We start from the raw sequence: 17,341 nt of genomic DNA, 5'->3' as shown, positions 1-17,341 counted from the left end.
TTCGTCATGGCCGGGCTTGTCCCGGGCATAACGAGCTATTCAAGCTTGTCGCTAGCGCCGCGCGAGGCTGCAACCGCTCGACAGCGGTCTTGCTGACCCCGTCGGGCTGTCGCCGGATTGTGCCGACGGCAACTGCTCGTCGAACGGCGTGTTCTGCTTGCCGGTGTTGAATTCGAATATCTTGCGGAACAGGCCGGGCGCCATCGCCGAGATTGGATTGACGCGCATCACGGGCGCGGCCGGCGTGCCGACGACCTCATAGGTCACGCCAATCAATCCCTCGTTGTTGCCGCCGCCGAGGAAGATGCCGAACAACGGGATCTGGCCGAAGATGTTGTTGACGCCGTACATCGGCACGAAGGTGCCGCTCATGCAGACCTGGTTGCCGGGATAGTCGATCGAGCCTTCGATGGTGCCGCCGATCATCGGTCCCTTGACGACGCCGTCGCGGATCGTGAGCGCGCCGTTCTGCCGGGTGAACTCCGCTCGCAGCGCCGTGAAGGACACGCCGCTCTGCGCGCCATTGGGACCGCCCGCCGCCACGCGATCGAGCTGATCCATTCCCTTGACCGTGAAGTCGCGCACATTGATCAGGCCTTCCCTGGTCGTAGGCTCTGACGTCGGCGGCTCCATCGCCACCACCATCTGGCCGCCGAAGACCTTGTTGGTGGTGTCGGTGAAGCGCAGCAGCGCGCCGGCATCGTTGGTCTGGAGATAGATCACCTCGCGGGCACCCTGGGCGCGGCCGCCGCGCAGATCGGCCGCCACCGGCGTATCGCGGCCGATCTTGCCGCTCAGCGTGAAGGCTTTGACGGCGCCGCTGCGCCGCGACATCTTGGCATCGACGCTGCGCATCGCCTCGCCGTTGAATCCGGCGACGGCGCCGAGCTTCACGTCGATGTCGAAATCGACGTTCTTCATCTTGCTCTTGGCATCGTCCTTGGAATTGCCTGAGATCGCCGACTTCAGGAAACCGCGGCCGTCGAACACGTCGCCGCGCATCGTGCCGCGCACCACGCCGTCCTGGCTGCGCTCGACCTTCAACGACGCCTTGTCGCCGTCGGATGGCGCGTAGATCGGGAAGTTCGCGTTCATGAGGTCGCCGTTCGGGTCGACCTCGAGCGAGCCCTTGATCGAGGCGCCGCCGCCTTCGATGACGATGTCCTCGAAGCGCGTCGATTGCGCGGTCGGCACCACCTTGAAGCTGGCCTTGCCCGACTTGCCCGGCAGCTTGACCCAGCCAGGCAGGATGTTGTCGAGCTTGACCGAGGTCAAGTCGGCCTCGACGCCGAGCTTGGTGGTCTGGTCCGCGCCGCCCGCGATCTTGCCCGAGAGCTTGATCGGCAACGAGCCACTGACGGCCGGGCTGAGATCGAAGCCGAGACGCGCGCGGCTCGCATCGTCCAGCGTCGCCTGCAGGCGGACGTCGGCATCGCCCTCGGCCTGCTTGCGATAGTCGAGCGAGGCCGCCTGCCCGTTGATCTTGACGTCGCCCTTGACCTGGTAGCCCTGGTTGCTCGCGACGATCTTCAGATTGTTGGCCTCCAGCTTCTGGTTCATCACCAGCTTGTCGGCGGCAAAGCCGTTGAGATCGGCGGTGACGGCGTAGGTGGTGTCGGCCTTGGTCAGCTCGCCCTTGACCGGCAAGCCGAGCTGGATGTTCGCCGAGAACGTTCCCTTGCTGGTGTTGGGATCGACGACGGTCGCCGACAGATCGCTCAGCCGGTCATTGGCGAGCATTTCGGCCGCCGCAGGCACGGGTCCGTCGACGCGAAACCTGGTGCGCGAGGGCGAGGGTTTGGGTGCCATGTCCGGCACCTCGAAGACGAAGTCGGAGATCGTGACCTTGCGGCCGGCGGGCGTGTCGGCAATGCCCTGCCCGATGCTCACGGTGGCGGTGCGCCCGGTCACGCGCGCCTTCAAATCGGCATCGTGCACGACAGGCATGCCGTCCACCGGGCGGACCGCGACGCCGCTCGCCACGATGTTGACCGAGAGGCCGTCGTCGGGAATGGGCGGGCCCTTCCGTGGAAGGTTCCTGGTCGGCGAATTGACGCCGATCTCGATGCGCTGGAGCGTGCCGCGCTCGATCCGCTCGATCACCCATTCGCGCAATTCCGGAACGACGAGCGTCGGCCACATCCGCTTGAGCGCGGAAGCCGACATCGGCGTTCCCGCAAAGCCCAGCGTGAGCCGCGGCTCGCCGGAATAGTCGATGGCGCCGGTGCCGGCGACGCCGATCTCGCCATTGCTGATATCGGCCTGCGTCAGCAGGAGGCGCTTGTGGTCGGTATCGAAGCGAAGACCGATCGCAATGCGGTTGAAGACGAGCGGCGGCTCGTTGTCGATGCCGCCCAGGAGGATCGAGCCGCCGCTGAAGCCGAGCTGCCAGTCGTTGATGCTGCCGTTGGGCGGCTCCAGATGCGCCAGCAGCGTCAGGCGGTTCGCACCCGAGAGAATCTTGAACGGTGCGACCAGCACGCGCCGATTGGAGTCCCACTCGACATTGATCTCGGCCGAGTCGATCGCCATCGGATAATCGGGCGTGTCGGTGTCGATGATGTTGCCCGCGCCGACCGTGATCTTGCCGCGGAAGAAGGTCGGCACGCCGTCGCGGCCGAGCTCGCCCTTGAGCTCGCCGGTCAGCGGCAGGTCGGCGGTATAGGTGAGATCCTTGACCCGTAGCGCCAGCAGGATGTTGGCGGTGGAAACCTTGTCGGCGCGGATGTCGACCGAGCGCACGCCGTTCTCGGCGGGACCGATCGTGGCACGCAGCGACCATGGACGCGCGCCCTCCTCGCCGAGGCTGAGCGCGACGCCGCCGCGGCTCGGCCGGCGCAGGCTGAGCGTGATGTTCTCGAACGTCCATTTGCTGCCGCGCTGCTGATCGTCGACGATCAGATTGCCGTTCTTCAGACCGATCTCGTTGAGGTTCTGGCCGTCGAGGCCGGTCATGCTCAGGCTGTCGAGCCAGTCGAGGCCCTGGAGAATGCCGCTCTGCGCAGTCGCCTGAGGTGCCGCCTGGGATGCGTCGGGGCTTGCAGGCGCGGTCGCGAACGGCGGCGGCGGGACACCGTTGCGCGGGAATGTCGGCGGCAGGCCGGCATCCTTCTTGGAGGCCACGCCGGTTGCCAGCGGTTTTGCGGTATCACCGGCCGACACCGTGACGGTCCCGTCGGGCGCGATGCGGATCGCAAGCTCGGCGTCGACGAGATTGAGGCTTTCGGCGCGCAGGTGCCCCATCAGCAGACCCGCACCCGACAGCTTGACCTCGGCCTTCGGCGCGGTGGCGACGATGGCATGGTCGTGGTCGCGAACGACGATGTCGCGGATGCGCACGGCGATACGAATCCGCCCGGCCCGCTCGATCTGCGTGCCGCCGACCTCCACGGTGTTGCCGTGGCCGATGTTGTCCTCGATCGCCGCTGCAAGCCAGGGCGTTGCGATGTCGAGATTGATCGGACCGGTCCCGAGCCGCCACCACAGCGCGCCGAAACACCCGACGAAGATGACGGCCAGGGCGCCGACGACGATAGCCAGCCGCTTCAGCCAGCGATCGGCCGCCAGCCAGCGGCGCACCGCCCCAAACCCGTCACCGAAGCGATGGAAGCCCGAATTGGAACGCGACAACAGCCGGCGCGCACGATAGCCCGCCGCCGCTTCCTGATCCGGGTCCCAGTCGGCATCGTCCCATTCCTGCGGCTCCGAATGACCGCCGCGCCGATCGAAATCCCGATTGTAATCCTGGGGCGACTTATTCCTTGCCATTGCCTCTCGATACAGGCGCCCATCGTGGGATTGAGCGCCGCCGGGACCGCAGCCGTCGACCGGGAGCGAACGCCCCTGCGCCGGCGTTGCCGCCATACCTCGAATATTCCTGCTGTTCGTCATTTCGCCCCGGGAGCGCGTTCAACGAGCAGTGGGGTGGTGCGTGGAATTCCTTGTAACCATACTCCGGCGTCGTCAGACTTGCCCAGCCGAGGGCGCGAGTCCGGTACACCGGACGAGAGCTGCAATACCGCTTTGGTTGACCCGCCGAAAGCGTCGAAAGGAAGGCGTATGTCCAAGAAATCCCAAAAGAAATCGTCCAAAACGCCCTCCGGCACGACAGCGGCAAAAAAGAAGGCCTCGAAAACCCGGGCAGCGACTCAAACAAAGTCCGCGAAAACACAGCGGACACCGGCGAGCAAATCAACCGGGAGCATAGCAAAAGCAGCATCGCATGGCGCCGCATCGAAACAGTTAAATTCCTCCAGATCGGCCCCTGCGTCTGCGGCCAGGCAGGTCCTGGCCGAGGGGCAGAAGGCCCCAGCCTTCCGCCTGCCCCGCGACGGCGGCGGCGCGGTCACGCTGTCGGATTATGCCGGCCGGAAGCTCGTCCTGTTCTTCTACCCCCGCGCCGATACGCCCGGCTGCACCAGGGAGGCCATCGACTTCACGCGCCTGGCCGACGCCTTCGCCGCGGCCGGGACGGCCGTGATCGGTATTTCCGCGGATTCGTTAAAGGCCCAGGAGAAATTCCGCGACAAGCACAGCCTCGGCATTCCACTGATCTCGGACGAGAAGCACGAGATGCTGGAGGCGTATGGCGCCTGGGGCGAAAAATCCATGTATGGCAAGAGCTTCCTCGGGATTCTTCGCACCACGGTGCTGATCGGAAGCGACGGCAAGGTGGCCAGGATCTGGCGTAACGTCCGGGTCGACGGCCATGCCGACCAGGTGCTGGAAGCGGCAACAAGTCCTTAACCAGACCTTTAAATACGACTGCTCCCGTTTCCGGAAAATTAACCATGACCGGCCCAGATTGCTGCGGCAATTAGGCCGTACGGACTCATCCGACCGGCGCGGGAGTGCCGATGTCGAAAAGTTCTGCCCAATACTCGCAGTACCCCCAACATCATCCTCACGACCACGGACGGGCCCTCCATCGCCGTCCGGCCGCCGCAGCAGCGGCAATTGCGATTCCCCTGCCCGCGACCGACGACGCTTACACCATCGTCCATGCCGGCAAGCAGGTGCGCTTCGGGCCCGTGGTGTTCTGGATCGTGGTCGGCACGGTCGTGCTGCTCGGACTCTGGTCGGCCGCGACTGCCACCTACTTTGCCTTTCGCGACGATGTCCTGACCCGGCTGATCGCCCGCCAGGCTGAGATGCAGTACGCCTATGAGGACCGCATCGCCGAGCTGCGCGCCAAGGTCGATCGCACCACCAGCCGGCAGCTGCTCGACCAGGAACAGTTCGACCAGAAGCTCGACCAGATCATGAAGCGCCAGACGGCGCTGGAGTCCCGGGCCACGGCGCTCGGGGCCATGCCTGACGTGACAGGCTCGATTCCCCGTTCGACCCCGCAGCGTGGCGACGCCGGCCAGAGCACAACGCAGGGCACGCCAAAGCCGTCGCCGATCAGCGACACCGTGATCTTCGTGGCGCCGCCGGATCGCGAAGCGCGGCTCGAGTCGCGCGCGCCGGCGGTCATGGCCCCACAGGCCAATCAGTTCGCCAAGAACCAGGGTTTCGACAATGTCCTGGTCCGCCTCACCACCTCGCTCGATCAGGTCGAGCGTCGTCAGATGGCGGCGCTCAGCGCCGTCGAGGACGGCATGGATTCGCGCATGCGCCGGATGCGCGGCGTGGTCAGCGATCTCGGCCTGAACCTCGCCAGTCTCGAAGCCGCCGTGCCGCGGACCGCGATGGGTGGGCCGTTCGTGCCCGTCAAGCTGACGGCCAATGCCGGGCCGTTCGAGAAGCAGCTCAATCGCATCAACGTCACCCGCGCCGAGATGGATCGCCTCAATCGCACGCTGGCACTGGTGCCCTATCGCAAGCCCGTCATCGGCGAGGTCGAGTTCACCTCCGGATTCGGCGTGCGCAGCGATCCATTCCTGGGTCGGCCTGCGATGCATACCGGCCTCGACTTCCGTGCCGCCACGGGCGATCCGGTCCGCGTCACCGCCAACGGCAAGGTGGTCTCGGCCGGCTGGTCCGGGGGCTATGGCCGCATGATCGAGGTCGACCACGGCAACGGACTTGCGACCCGCTACGGCCATCTCTCCGAGATCAACGTCAAGGTCGGCGAGATCGTGAAGATCGGCCAGGTCGTCGGTCTCGTCGGCTCGACCGGCCGTTCCACCGGTCCACATCTGCACTACGAAACCCGCATCGACGGCGAAGCGGTCGACCCGCAGAAGTTCCTGCGCGCGGGCGTGCGTCTCAGTGCGGGCTAGAACGCGCCCCTGCCCTCATTGAACATTCGTGAGCGCTTCAGGCGCGAGGCTGACACGCCTTCAGGAAGAATTTGAGTCCTGCTTCGATCTCCTGCTCGATCGCCTCCTCCGTGAGATCGCTGAGGCCCAGTACAATCAGCAGCGGTAGTTCGCCGCGGACCAGGCTCAGGAATTGATTGGCGGCTTCCATCGGATCGTCAAACTCCAAGACCTTCGCAGCCCTGGCTTCTTCGAGGAATTGAGCGAGCCGCCGAATCGTCGCCTCGGGTCCGCTTTCATAGAAGAGCCGGGCGAGCACGGGAAACCGACCGCTCTCGTTGGCGATGATGCGGACGAAGGCAACGTCCTTTCGATGGATGAAGGTGTGGAGGTATTGCCTGGCGAAATCCCGCAGCGCCTCAGACAGTCCGGCGGACAGTTTGGGCACCGGCAAATCGCGTTGCAGGCTCTCGCACTCCGCCACGATCAGCGAGGCGAACAAAGCCTCCTTGCTCGGGAAATACGCGTAGAGCGTGGCCTTCGACACGCCGGCGGCTTTCGCGATGGCGTCCATACTGGTTGCGGAAAAGCCCTGCTCGAGAAAAAGCTGCCACGCCGCTCGGGTGACGATGTCCATCTTGCGGCCCGCTGGTGCGCTCTCCTTCTCGTGAACAGGATGGGCGATCGTTTCGATCAAGGGTGACTCTCCGTCGGCTCGCGAATCGGTGTCGTAGGCGTCAACGCGCACAATGGCTGCGTCTCAACAGCTTGAAAGAACTAAAGAGACGCCCTGAGCACGACACAGGTAGCAAAACTTCTTTACGGTACACAACAAAACTAAACAGTTCAGTACCATTGACAACACCTGCTTGCTCGGTCAAGTACTGAACGGTTCAGTTTCGATATGAGCCTTGGATGCCGTTCAGAACATTCCTCCGTAGAGGCGCCATAATACCGTTAGCCCAAGCCGCGATCGCGCTCGCCGGCTGTGCCGTCGGCCCGAATTTCGAGGCGCCGGACGCCCCGCCGGTCAGCGGCTACACTGCGGGCGGATTCTCCGCGACCAAGGGCGCAGACGGGCCTGGCGGAACGGCACAGCGGATCGTGAACGGCGCGGACGTGCCGGCGGTCTGGTGGCAGGTGTTTCGCTCACGGCAGATCGAAGCCTTCGTCCGGGAAGCAATCGACAACCATCCGGACCTTGCCGCGGCGCAAGCGGCGCTGCGCCAGGCTCGCGAAGTTGCGGCGGCAGACACCAGCGCCCTGATGCCGTCGATCACCGGGGAAGGCAGTGCGACGCGCAGCCAAGTGCCGCTGGCACAGTCCGGGCAGACCGGACCGTCATCGCTGTACACCCTCTACAAGACCTCGGTCCCGGTTTCGTTCACGCCGGACATCTTCGGTGGCAAAGCGCGCGGGATCGAGGCGGATCTCGCCAATGCGGACTATGAGCGCTTCCAGCTCGAGGCGACCTATCTCTCATTGACGGCAAACGTCGTGACGACCGCGATCAGCGATGCGTCCTACGCGGCGCAGATTCGCGTGACCCAGGAACAGATCGACGGTCAGCGTCAGCTGGTCGCGTTGCTCGAACAGCAGTTTGCCCTCGGCGCCGTCGCCAACAGCGATGTCCTGACTCAGAAGGCCCAGCTGGCGCAGACGCTTGCGACGCTGCCGCCGCTGCAAAAGTCGCGCGCGCAAAATCGCAACCAGCTGATGGCGTATCTCGGCAGACTGCCGAGCCAGGACAGAGGCGAGGCCGTGCCGCTGGCAAACCTGCGCCTGCCGCGCGATCTGCCGGTCAGCGTACCGTCGCTGCTGGTGCGGCAGCGTCCGGACATCCGAGCTGCCGAAAGCCAGATGCATCAGGCCAGCGCGAATGTCGGTGTTGCCACGGCCAACATGCTGCCGAACGTGACGCTGTCAGCTTCGGGCGGCAGCTCTGCGCTGGCGCTGTCGGGACTCTACGGCCCGCAATCGGCGGCCTGGAGCGTGGCGGCAAGTGTCACCGGCCCGATCTTCGATGCCGGCTCGCTGTTCCACACCAAGGAGTCCAAGGTCGCTGCACTGGAGCAGAAAGGCGCGCAATATCGCTCGACCGTGATCACCGCGTTCCAGAATGTCGCCGACGCGCTCCGCGCCATCCAGTCGGATGCTGATCTGCTGAAGGCCCAGATCGAGGCGGAGAAGACCGCCGCGGAGAGCCTGAAGATGTCGCAGGCCCAGTTCAAGGCCGGCTCCACCACGTTCATCTCCGTCATCAACGCCGAACAGACGCTGCTGACCGCGCGCATCAACCGCGTGAAGGCGCAGGCCTCGCGCTATGCCGACACCGTCTCGCTGTACCAGGCACTCGGCGGCGGCTGGTGGAATCGCGTCGATGAGTCCCCCGCCTCCGAAGTAAAGCCCGCGGGCGTTGCCGCGATATTCACCCCCGCGGGGGCCCTGCCGGCTCAGCCGACCCCGCCCGCCAACTGATGCGAAAGCCCGAAGCCATGTTGAAGCGCATGATTATCATGTTGTGTGTCGTCGGTGCGGTGTTCGCCGCCCTCGCCTGGTTCGTCAGCTTCCGCGCCGGCATGATCAAACAGGCCATGGCCGCGCTCGCCGATCCCCCGCAGACGGTGTCGACGACCGCCGCGCAGCTCAGCGACTGGCAATCCGCATTGACCGCCATCGGCACGTTTCGCGCGGTGAACGGCGCCGATCTGTCGCTGCAACAGTCAGGCATCGTGGACGGCATTCATTTCGAATCCGGCAAGGATGTCGGCGCCGGTGACGTGTTGCTCGACCTGCGCAAGCAGGACGACGTCGCCAAGCTGCAGTCGTTGCAGGCCACCGCCGACGGCTACGCCATCACGTTGCGGCGCGACCAGGGTCAGCTGAAGATCAATGCGGTCAGCCAGGCGACGGTCGACAGCGATGTCGTGAACGAGCGCAACGCGCTGGCGCTGGTCGCCCAGCAGCAGGCGCTCATGGACCAAAAGACGCTGAAGGCACCTTTTGCCGGGCGTCTCGGCGTGCGTCAGGTCGATGTTGGCCAGTATCTGACCGCGGGCACCACCATCGTCACGCTACAGGCGCTCGACCGGCTCTTTGTCGACTTCACGCTGCCGCAACAGGCACTCGACCAGGTCAAAGTCGGACAGGAGGTCACCGCTCGCATCGACGCCTTTCCGGACCGCAGCTTCAAGGGCGTGGTGCAGGCGTTCAATTCCAAGGTCGATCAGGCCAGCCGCAACGTTCAGGTCCGCGCGATTTTCGACAATACGGATCGCAAGCTCCTGCCCGGCATGTTCGCGCGGATCGATGTCCGTGTCGGACACCCCACGAGCTATCTCACGCTGCCGCAGACCGCCATCGTCTACAACACCTATGGAGAGTCGGTATTCCTCGCCGTCAAGAGCGACGCACCGGACAAGCAGGGTTTGATAGCCCGCCAGACCTTCATCAAGACCGGCGCCACCCGTGGCGATCAGGTGGCGGTGATCTCGGGTCTCGATCAGGGCGCAACCGTCGTCACCGCGGGCCAGGTCAAGCTGCGCAACGGCACCCTGCTGAAAGTCGACAACTCCATTCCCCTGGCGAACGATCCCAATCCGGCACCTGCCGATCAGTGAGGAACGAGAACGTGTCCTTTACCGACATCTTCATTCGCCGGCCGGTGCTTGCGATCGTCGTCAGCCTGATGATCCTGGTGCTGGGTCTGAAGTCGATGACCTCGCTGCCGATCCTGCAATATCCGCGAACCCAGAACGCGATCGTCACCGTGACGACGACGTACTACGGCGCCGATCCGGCGGTCGTTGCCGGGTTCATCACCACGCCGCTGGAAAACGCCATCGCCCAGGCCAATGGCATCGACTACATGACGTCGACCAGCCAGCCCAGCACCTCCACCATCACCGTCAACCTGCGGCTGAACTTCGACTCCGGCAAGGCGCTGACCGAGATCAACACCAAGGTGAACTCGGTGCTCAATCAGCTGCCGAGCGGCGTCCAGCAGCCGGTGCTGACGGTCAAGGTCGGCCAGACCATCGACGCCATGTATCTCGGCTTCAGCAGCGACGTGCTGGCGCCGAACCAGATCACCGACTACCTGATCCGCGTGGTGCAGCCCAAGCTGCAGGCCGTATCCGGCGTGCAGACCGCGGAGCTGCTCGGCAACAAGACCTTCGCGCTGCGCGCCTGGCTCGATCCGATCAAGCTTGCCGCCTACGGGCTGACCGCATCCGACGTATCGACCGCGCTGTCCAGCAACGACTACATCGCCGGGCTCGGCACCACCAAGGGCCAGATGGTGCAGGTCAATTTGACGGCCGCGACCAACCTGAAGTCGTTGCAGGAGTTTCGCGACCTCGTCGTCAAGCAGGCCGGCGCTTCCAACGTCAAGCTGTCCGACGTGGCGAACGTTACGCTGGGCTCCGAGGATTACGACTCGTCGGTCGGCTTCAACGGCAAGCGCGCGGTCTATATCGGCATCCAGGTGGCGCCAAACGCCAACCTTCTCGACGTCATCAAAGGCGTCCGTGCCGTCTATCCCGACATCAAGGCGCAGCAGCCGGAGGGGCTGAACTCCGAGATCATCTACGACTCCACCGATTTCGTGAACAGCTCGATCGACGAGGTGATCCATACCCTGCTCGAAGCGCTTCTGATCGTCACCGTGGTCGTCTTCCTGTTTCTCGGATCGTGGCGTTCGGTGCTGATTCCGGTGATCGCCATACCGCTGTCGCTGGTCGGCACCTTCACGATGCTGCTGGCGCTAGGCTTCTCGATCAACCTCCTGACGCTGCTGGCGCTGGTGCTCGCGATCGGCCTCGTGGTCGACGACGCCATCATCGTCGTCGAGAACGTCAACCGGCATCTGGCCGAGGGTACGAAGCCGTTGCAGGCGGCGATCATGGCCGCGCGCGAGCTTGCGGGTCCGATCGTGGCCATGACCATCGTGCTGATCGCGGTCTACGTGCCGATCGGCTTCCAGGGCGGCTTGACCGGTGCGCTGTTCACCGAGTTCGCCTTCACCCTTGCCGGTGCCGTTGCCGTGTCGGCCGTCATTGCGTTGACGCTGACGCCGATGTGCTGCGCCTTCATCCTGAAGCCGGCGAACACCGGCAAGCCGACGCTCAACGACCGCATCGTCGGCTTCATCGATGCACGCATGGAGACGTTGCAGCATCGATATCGGCGCCTACTTGCCGGCAGCCTGACAACAATTCCGGTCACGGTCGTATTCGCTGCCCTGGTCTTGAGCAGCATCTACTGGCTTTATTCGAACTCAAAGAACGAGTTAGCGCCGGAGGAGGACCAGGGCGCGATCCTGATGCAGTCAACGCTGGCACCGAACGCAACACTTCAGCAGAAGCTGCTGTATTCCGCCGAGGTCTACCGGCGCATTTCCGCCTATGCCGAAACGGCGGGCGTGTTTCAGCTCGATCTCACCGGCAGCTCGATCGCGGGATGGGTCCTGAAACCCTGGGACAAACGCGACAAGACTGCGGCGGAACTGCAGCCGGTGCTTCAGCAGGAGATGGCGGGGGTTGCCGGCGCCAAGATCGTGGCGTTCCAGCTGCCGCCGCTGCCCGGGGCGAGCGGCCTTCCGATCCAGTTCGTGATCCAGACCACGGACCCGTTCGACCGGCTCGACGGCGTCGCGAAAGCGTTCACCGCCGAGGCCCTGAAGAGCGGCAAGTTCATCTTCCTCGACAACGACCTGAAGGTGGACCAGCCGCAAACCACGGTGCTGATCGATCGCGAAAAGACCGCTCAGCTCGGGTTGAAGCTCAGTGACGTCGGCGGTGCGCTCGGCAACATGCTGGGCGGCGGGTATGTCAACTATTTCGGCCTGGACGGCCGCTCCTACAAGGTCATTCCCCAGGTCGAGCAGCGCCAGCGACTGAACGCCGATCAGGTGCTGAACTACTACATCAAGACCTCGGACGGCACGTCTGTTCCGCTGTCGACGGTGGCGTCGCTCAAGACGACCACCGTTCCGCAATCGTTGAACCATTTCCAGCAGGTCAATGCCGCCACCATTTCCGGCGTGGCCATGCCCGGTGTGATCACCGGCGAAGCGCTCGCGACGCTGAAGGAGATCGCGGACCGGACCCTGCCCAAGGGCTACACCATCGACTATGGCGGTCAGTCACGGCAGTTCATCCAGGAATCATCCGGATTCGCCGCCACCTTCGGGTTTGCCCTGATCATCATCTTCCTGGCGCTGTCGGCGCAGTTCGAGAGTTTCCGTGATCCCCTGATCATCCTGGTCTCGGTACCGATGTCGATCGCGGGCGCGCTGATCTTCATCATGCTGGGAATCAAGGGCGCGAGCCTCAATATCTACACCGAGGTCGGCCTCGTGACGCTGATGGGGCTGATCAGCAAGCACGGCATTCTCATCGTCGAGTTCGCCAACGAGCTGCAGCATGCCGGCCGCTCCAAGCGCGATGCGGTCATCGAAGCAACCGCGATCCGGCTGCGCCCGATCCTGATGACGACAGCGGCCATGGTGATCGGCGTGATGCCATTGATCACCGCTACCGGTGCGGGCGCAGCCTCACGCTTCAACATGGGGCTGGTCATCGCCTCGGGACTTTCGATTGGAACGTTGTTCACCCTGTTCGTGGTGCCGGCGTTCTACATTCTGCTTGCGGCCGACCATTCCGCGGCGACGGGCGACGACGCGGTGAAACTCGATGCGGCCGGACTCGGAACGAACGGCGAGCCGCGCGCCGCCCTATGATGAAGCACGGCTCGCCGCACCATGCGCTCCACCTGGGTTCCTTTAGCGCCGGCCACCGCCCATCCCGCCTCCGGGACCACCAAAACCGCCACCACCCGTTCCACCGCCAGGTCCCATGGACCCGCCGGGGCCCATGGGACCAGTGGGCGAGCCAAGACCGCCGGGGCCTGACGGACCGCTCGGTCCTGTCGGTGCAGAGCCGGGCGCCGGACCGGGGCTCGATCCCGGCGCAGGCGCACCGGGGGCGCCGGGCTGGCCGCCGCCCGGAGTCACGGCGCCGCGATCCGGATGCATGATAGAGCCGCCGGGCGACCGGTTGGGATTGCCGGCACCACCCGGCCCCTGCGGCGGCGATCTCGGGAATTGGCCGACAGCCTGTGCGGAGTCGACCTGAAGGCCGCGCGCGCGATCGAACGCGCCGTTGACCACCATGCGGGCTTCGCCGGCCGCGGGCCCGAAACGCGAGCCGTCACGGGCGACGAGCCCGGAGCCGAGCTGGAGGTTTGCGCCCATCCGCTGCACATAGGCCTCGATCGACAGGCGGCTTGCGCCGACGAGATCCGAAAAATCATCGATACGGGTGCGCGCGGCCTGCATCGCGCCCTGGTTTGCGCTGCCTTCGATCTGGACGCGGTGGCCGACGAGCAAGGGATCGACACCGTTCAGCCTCAGCCCGCCGATATGCAGACCATGAGGGCCGCGCTCGACCAGGCCCGTGACGCGCGCAGCCGCATCGCGTCGCGGCTCGACCAGGCTTGCGACGATGACGCCGTCGGTACGGCGCAAGCCGTAGACCGCGACCTGCGCGCCCGCATGGAGCTTGCTCTCCTTGCCGCTGGTGACGATCTTCTGACCGAGCACCGTCAGCTCGTTGCCCTTCACCTGTTCGATCGGACCCGAGACCTCGCTCGCGATCGCGATGCTGCGCGTGACCAGCGTGCCGTCGGCCCGACGGGTCGCGACCACGCGCGCAAGCTGGCCGATGCGCAGCGAATTGGCGCTGGCCGCCTCGCCGTCGATTCGGACCGGAACGTCGCTCGCATAGGTGATGCGCTCGCCATTGACGTAGATACTGCCGAAGCGCTGGATCACGCCGACGATGCCGGTGCCGCCGATGCCGTGATCATCGCCTCGCGTGATCCCGGTGCCGCCGATGCCCTGATCGGTGCCGCGCCTGACCTGCGCGTGGGCAATGGCCGTGCCGGCGAGCCAGAATCCCGTCAGCAGCAGACGGCGGGAGATGAGCGGCGCCCGGCTCATGAAGAACCGCCTTCTTTGCCGCTATCCTTGGCGCTTTCCTTAGCGTTTTCCTTGGCCTCGCCCTCTTCGTCGGCGTCCTCGCAATAGATGTAGATGCCGAAATTCCAGCGGGCGTCGCCGCCCTTGTCCTTGGCGAGCGCGCGGTTGGCTTCGCGGTTGGCGGTCTTCAGCGCGTCCATGGCGAGTTCGCGCGAGCGCGCCTCGAGGCGCCGCGCCAGCTTCGGCGAGATGTTGTTGTAGTGCACTGCGCGTTCGAGGAAGCGCGGCGCGGCGCCTGAGACGTTCTGCGCGGCGGCCGCGATGTGGTCGTGCAGGTTGCGGCCGAGATAGTGCCATTTGCTGTCGTCCTCGCCGCTCGGAACGAAGGCGGCCTCGACCAGCTCGATCTCGTCAGCCTCGTTGATGGTGACGAGCTTGCGGTCGACCCATTCGTCGAGCACCGCACGCGGGCGCACGTCCTTGGTGACGGAGGCGACGAGCTGCTCGAACGACGGCGCATCGCCCTCGGCCGTACGCGGCAGCGCGAGCGGCTCGCCTTTCGCGTCGGTGAACTCCGGCGCGGCGAGCCAGCGCGCGATCACGGCGCTCGTCAGCGACACGGCCGCCGGCGCCTCGTGCACGGGCGTGCCGGCGCCGCGCAGCCGCGCCACCTCCTTGCGGTGAATGCCGGTGAGCAGGCTGACGCGGCTGTCGGTCTGCTCTTTTCCTTCCAGCGCGAAATCGTGCTCGGCGACGTTGACGAAAAGCTCGCGAAGCAATTGCGCCAGCGCCGGAAAGGTCATGCCGCTGCGGATGCACAGCCGCACGAGCGGGCGCAGCAGCCGCGCCAGCGGAGCGTGCAGCTTCCCCGCAGCATTCGGCTGTGGCGCGCTCGACTTGTCAGCCGCCTTGGACCCGGACTTGGCATTCATGTCTGAATTGTACCGATGCATCACGTGGGACACAATCCCACTTTTTTCCACTCTCCAATTGACGTGGTAAATTTTCCCACATATACGAGACGCCACTGAGGGCGCGACGTAAAGGGACTCACACCCATGGCTGACCGCTTGGTCCGCAATTTCATTTCGCTGCGTGCTATGCCGGCCCCCGATCGGGGGCGCGGCGTCATCGAACCGATGCTGCCGGCGCTTCTGCGCGGCGTCATCTTCATCTCGGTGCTGGCCGCACCGTTCGTTGCCGCGCTACTCGCAGGCTGACCGCTGCCATGCATCACATCAGCGAGTCCCCGCGCCGTCCGTCGGTGCTGCACATCTTCAAGATCTACTATCCCGACCTGTTCGGCGGCACGCTCACGGTGATCCGCGACATCTGCGCCAGCCTGAAGGACGCTTTCGCCTCCGCCGTGCTGGTCTGTTCGCAATCGGCCGAGCGGCGCGAGATCGTCGTCAACGACATTCCGGTCGAGCGCGTCCGCTCGTTCGGCAACGTGCTGTCGCTGCCCGCGGCTCCCACCTATCCCTGGCGGCTATGGCGCAAGATCGCCGAGCACGACTTGCTCGCGCTTCACGCCCCCTTCCCGCTCGCCGACCTCGTCTTCGCCTTCGGATTTGGCGCCAAGCGGCCGCTGGTGGTGCATTGGCACGCCGACATCGTCACCCATGCCGGCCTGCGCTGGTTCATCGAACCCCTGATGCGGCGAACGCTGCGTCGCGCCAAGGCGATCATCGTCTCGGACCACGTGCTGGTCGACAACACGCCGCTGCTGCGCGAATTCGAGGACAAATGCCATGTCGTGCCGTTCGGCATCGACATCACGGGTTACGACTGGCCGAAGATCGAGCCGCACCATGTCAATGATCGCGGCCGGCTTGTGCTCGCCTGCGGCCGGCTGGTGCCCTACAAGGGCTTCGACGTGCTGATCCGCGCCGCGGCGGCGCACAATTTCGAGACCTGGATCATCGGTGAAGGTGTCGAACGGCCGCGGCTCGAGCAACTGATCCAGGAGCTCGGCCTCGGTGACCGCGTCCGCCTGCTCGGCTCGGTGGACGATTGCGAACGCATCAAGCTGATGTGCCTGGCCGACGTCTTCGTGATGCCGTCGGTGACCAATGCCGAGACCTTCGGCCTTGTCCAGCTCGAGGCCATGGCCGCCGGCCGGCCGGTCGTGAACACGGCGCTCGACACGGCGGTGCCGCACGTCGCCCGCCACGGCATGGAGGCGATCACCGTTCCGCCCGGCGATGCCGAGAAACTGGGTGAGGCGATCGACACCCTGATCCGCAACCCCGAGCGCCGCCGCAGCATGGGACTTGCGGCGCGCACGCGCGCCCTCACCCGCTATTCGGCCACGGCCTTCAAGCAGCGCATGGAGACTGTCTACCGCGACGCTGTCGCCGCCCCGAGCGAGGAGCGATCGGCAATCTCCGAGCCGCCGCAAGCGACCGGCTGGCTGGACACGGTCCGGATCGCGGCGGCGCTGGCCTGGTCCGACATGCGGCACCGCTACGTCCGCTCGCTGCTCGGCCCGTTCTGGATGTCACTGCAGATGGCGATCGTGGTCGCCGTGCTCGGCTCGGTGATCGGCCAGATGTCGAATGGCAACATGATGACACGCCTGCCGATGCTGGCGCTGTCGATGACGGCCTGGACCTTCCTTAACGGCGTGGTACTCGATGCGACTACGGCGCTCCAGAACTCCGCGAGCCTGATCCGCGACCGCGCGCTGCCGCCCGTCATCTTCCTCCTGCAATGCACCTTCCGCCAGGCGCTGTTCGCACTCCACAACGCCTGTGTTCCGCTGGTGCTGTGGCTCCTCCTCTCGCCCCACGACCTCTCTCACGCGCTGGCGGCACTGCCCGGTCTGATGCTGTTCGTGGCCTGCACCTTCGCCCTGAGCCTCGTTCTCGGCGCCATGGCGACGCGCTATCGCGACCTCAAGCCGATCATCGAATCCACCCTGATGCTCGCCTTTCTCGCTTCGCCCGTGATCTGGTCGTCGGACATGATCAACCACCGCTCGACGGTGATGCGGCTCAATCCGCTGACGCATCTGTTCGCGGTGTGGCGCGAGCCGCTGGCGGGCGGCGCTGTCGATCCGGTCAGCATCGTCTACGTCCTCGTCGCGCTGGCGCTCCTGGTCTTTGCGAGCGTGCTGACGCTGGTCCACCTGCGCAAAGCCGCATTCTGGATCTGA

Annotated in this window: 11 protein-coding genes; 7 read left to right on the top strand and 4 right to left on the bottom strand. The window is 65.2% G+C overall.

The features are described 5' to 3' along the window. Positions 1-51: 51 nt before the first annotated feature. The gene (locus ACE10W_RS18900; RefSeq protein WP_028171255.1) at positions 52-3,864 is read right to left on the bottom strand and encodes a DUF3971 domain-containing protein; all 3,813 of its coding nucleotides are present in this window, start codon (positions 3,862-3,864) and stop codon (positions 52-54) included. Between the two features lie 195 nt (positions 3,865-4,059). On the opposite strand from ACE10W_RS18900, the gene ACE10W_RS18895 reads away from it, so the two are divergent. Together ACE10W_RS18895 and ACE10W_RS18890 are read left to right on the top strand one after the other, a co-directional pair. Next, on the top strand, positions 4,060-4,746 hold the full coding sequence (locus tag ACE10W_RS18895) for a peroxiredoxin (RefSeq protein WP_271557923.1): 687 nt from the start codon (positions 4,060-4,062) through the stop codon (positions 4,744-4,746). 110 nt (positions 4,747-4,856) lie between these two features. Next, on the top strand, positions 4,857-6,224 hold the full coding sequence (locus ACE10W_RS18890; RefSeq protein ID WP_271557323.1) for a M23 family metallopeptidase: 1,368 nt from the start codon (positions 4,857-4,859) through the stop codon (positions 6,222-6,224). A 37-nt stretch (positions 6,225-6,261) separates the two neighbouring features. Here the strand turns inward: ACE10W_RS18890 and ACE10W_RS18885 are convergent, their stop codons facing one another. Then, positions 6,262-6,900: a TetR/AcrR family transcriptional regulator gene (locus ACE10W_RS18885; RefSeq protein WP_375762668.1), complete on the bottom strand. Its 639-nt coding sequence runs from the start codon at positions 6,898-6,900 to the stop codon at positions 6,262-6,264. A 218-nt stretch (positions 6,901-7,118) separates the two neighbouring features. Here ACE10W_RS18885 and ACE10W_RS18880 point away from each other — a divergent pair, with 218 nt between their 5' ends. The 3 genes from ACE10W_RS18880 to ACE10W_RS18870 are packed head-to-tail and all read left to right on the top strand — an operon-like array spanning position 7,119 to position 12,945. Beyond that, the gene (locus ACE10W_RS18880) at positions 7,119-8,681 is read left to right on the top strand and encodes an efflux transporter outer membrane subunit (protein ID WP_011087094.1); all 1,563 of its coding nucleotides are present in this window, start codon (positions 7,119-7,121) and stop codon (positions 8,679-8,681) included. Between the two features lie 17 nt (positions 8,682-8,698). Next, positions 8,699-9,823, top strand: a complete 1,125-nt coding sequence (locus ACE10W_RS18875; protein WP_028171251.1) for an efflux RND transporter periplasmic adaptor subunit — start codon at positions 8,699-8,701, stop codon at positions 9,821-9,823. A gap of 11 nt (positions 9,824-9,834) precedes the next feature. Then, positions 9,835-12,945: an efflux RND transporter permease subunit gene (locus ACE10W_RS18870; RefSeq protein WP_039185124.1), complete on the top strand. Its 3,111-nt coding sequence runs from the start codon at positions 9,835-9,837 to the stop codon at positions 12,943-12,945. A 42-nt stretch (positions 12,946-12,987) separates the two neighbouring features. Here ACE10W_RS18870 and ACE10W_RS18865 read toward each other — a convergent pair whose 3' ends face one another. Both ACE10W_RS18865 and ACE10W_RS18860 read right to left on the bottom strand, forming a co-directional pair. Further along, entirely contained in the window at positions 12,988-14,205 is a 1,218-nt protein-coding gene (locus tag ACE10W_RS18865) for a DUF5666 domain-containing protein (RefSeq protein ID WP_271557319.1), read from the bottom strand. Further along, a complete protein-coding gene (locus ACE10W_RS18860) occupies positions 14,202-15,116 on the bottom strand; it encodes a DUF6502 family protein (RefSeq protein ID WP_271557317.1) in 915 nt (304 codons plus the stop codon). Before ACE10W_RS18860 ends, ACE10W_RS18865 begins: the two co-directional genes overlap by 4 nt. A 126-nt stretch (positions 15,117-15,242) precedes the next feature. Here ACE10W_RS18860 and ACE10W_RS18855 point away from each other — a divergent pair, with 126 nt between their 5' ends. Both ACE10W_RS18855 and ACE10W_RS18850 read left to right on the top strand, forming a co-directional pair. Beyond that, on the top strand, positions 15,243-15,404 hold the full coding sequence (locus tag ACE10W_RS18855) for a hypothetical protein (RefSeq protein WP_165448155.1): 162 nt from the start codon (positions 15,243-15,245) through the stop codon (positions 15,402-15,404). Positions 15,405-15,412: 8 nt separating this feature from the next. Beyond that, positions 15,413-17,341, top strand: a complete 1,929-nt coding sequence (locus ACE10W_RS18850) for a glycosyltransferase (protein WP_375762667.1) — start codon at positions 15,413-15,415, stop codon at positions 17,339-17,341.

It is taken from the genome of Bradyrhizobium sp. B025, from assembly GCF_042257955.1.
Classification (GTDB): domain Bacteria; phylum Pseudomonadota; class Alphaproteobacteria; order Rhizobiales; family Xanthobacteraceae; genus Bradyrhizobium; species Bradyrhizobium diazoefficiens.
The sequence above is the reverse complement of the archived record's forward strand: the minus strand, read 5'-3'. Positions and strand labels throughout refer to the sequence as shown.

Bases quoted from the DNA above. Each gene is read 5' to 3' on its own strand.
- ACE10W_RS18900 (WP_028171255.1), bottom strand. From the start codon at position 3,864: ATGGCGGCAACGCCGGCGCAGGGGCGTTCGCTCCCGGTCGACGGCTGC.
- ACE10W_RS18895 (WP_271557923.1), top strand. From the start codon at position 4,060: ATGTCCAAGAAATCCCAAAAGAAATCGTCCAAAACGCCCTCCGGCACG.
- ACE10W_RS18890 (WP_271557323.1), top strand. From the start codon at position 4,857: ATGTCGAAAAGTTCTGCCCAATACTCGCAGTACCCCCAACATCATCCT.
- ACE10W_RS18880 (WP_011087094.1), top strand. From the start codon at position 7,119: ATGCCGTTCAGAACATTCCTCCGTAGAGGCGCCATAATACCGTTAGCC.
- ACE10W_RS18875 (WP_028171251.1), top strand. From the start codon at position 8,699: ATGTTGAAGCGCATGATTATCATGTTGTGTGTCGTCGGTGCGGTGTTC.
- ACE10W_RS18865 (WP_271557319.1), bottom strand. From the start codon at position 14,205: ATGAGCCGGGCGCCGCTCATCTCCCGCCGTCTGCTGCTGACGGGATTC.
- ACE10W_RS18860 (WP_271557317.1), bottom strand. From the start codon at position 15,116: ATGAATGCCAAGTCCGGGTCCAAGGCGGCTGACAAGTCGAGCGCGCCA.
- ACE10W_RS18855 (WP_165448155.1), top strand. From the start codon at position 15,243: ATGGCTGACCGCTTGGTCCGCAATTTCATTTCGCTGCGTGCTATGCCG.
- ACE10W_RS18850 (WP_375762667.1), top strand. From the start codon at position 15,413: ATGCATCACATCAGCGAGTCCCCGCGCCGTCCGTCGGTGCTGCACATC.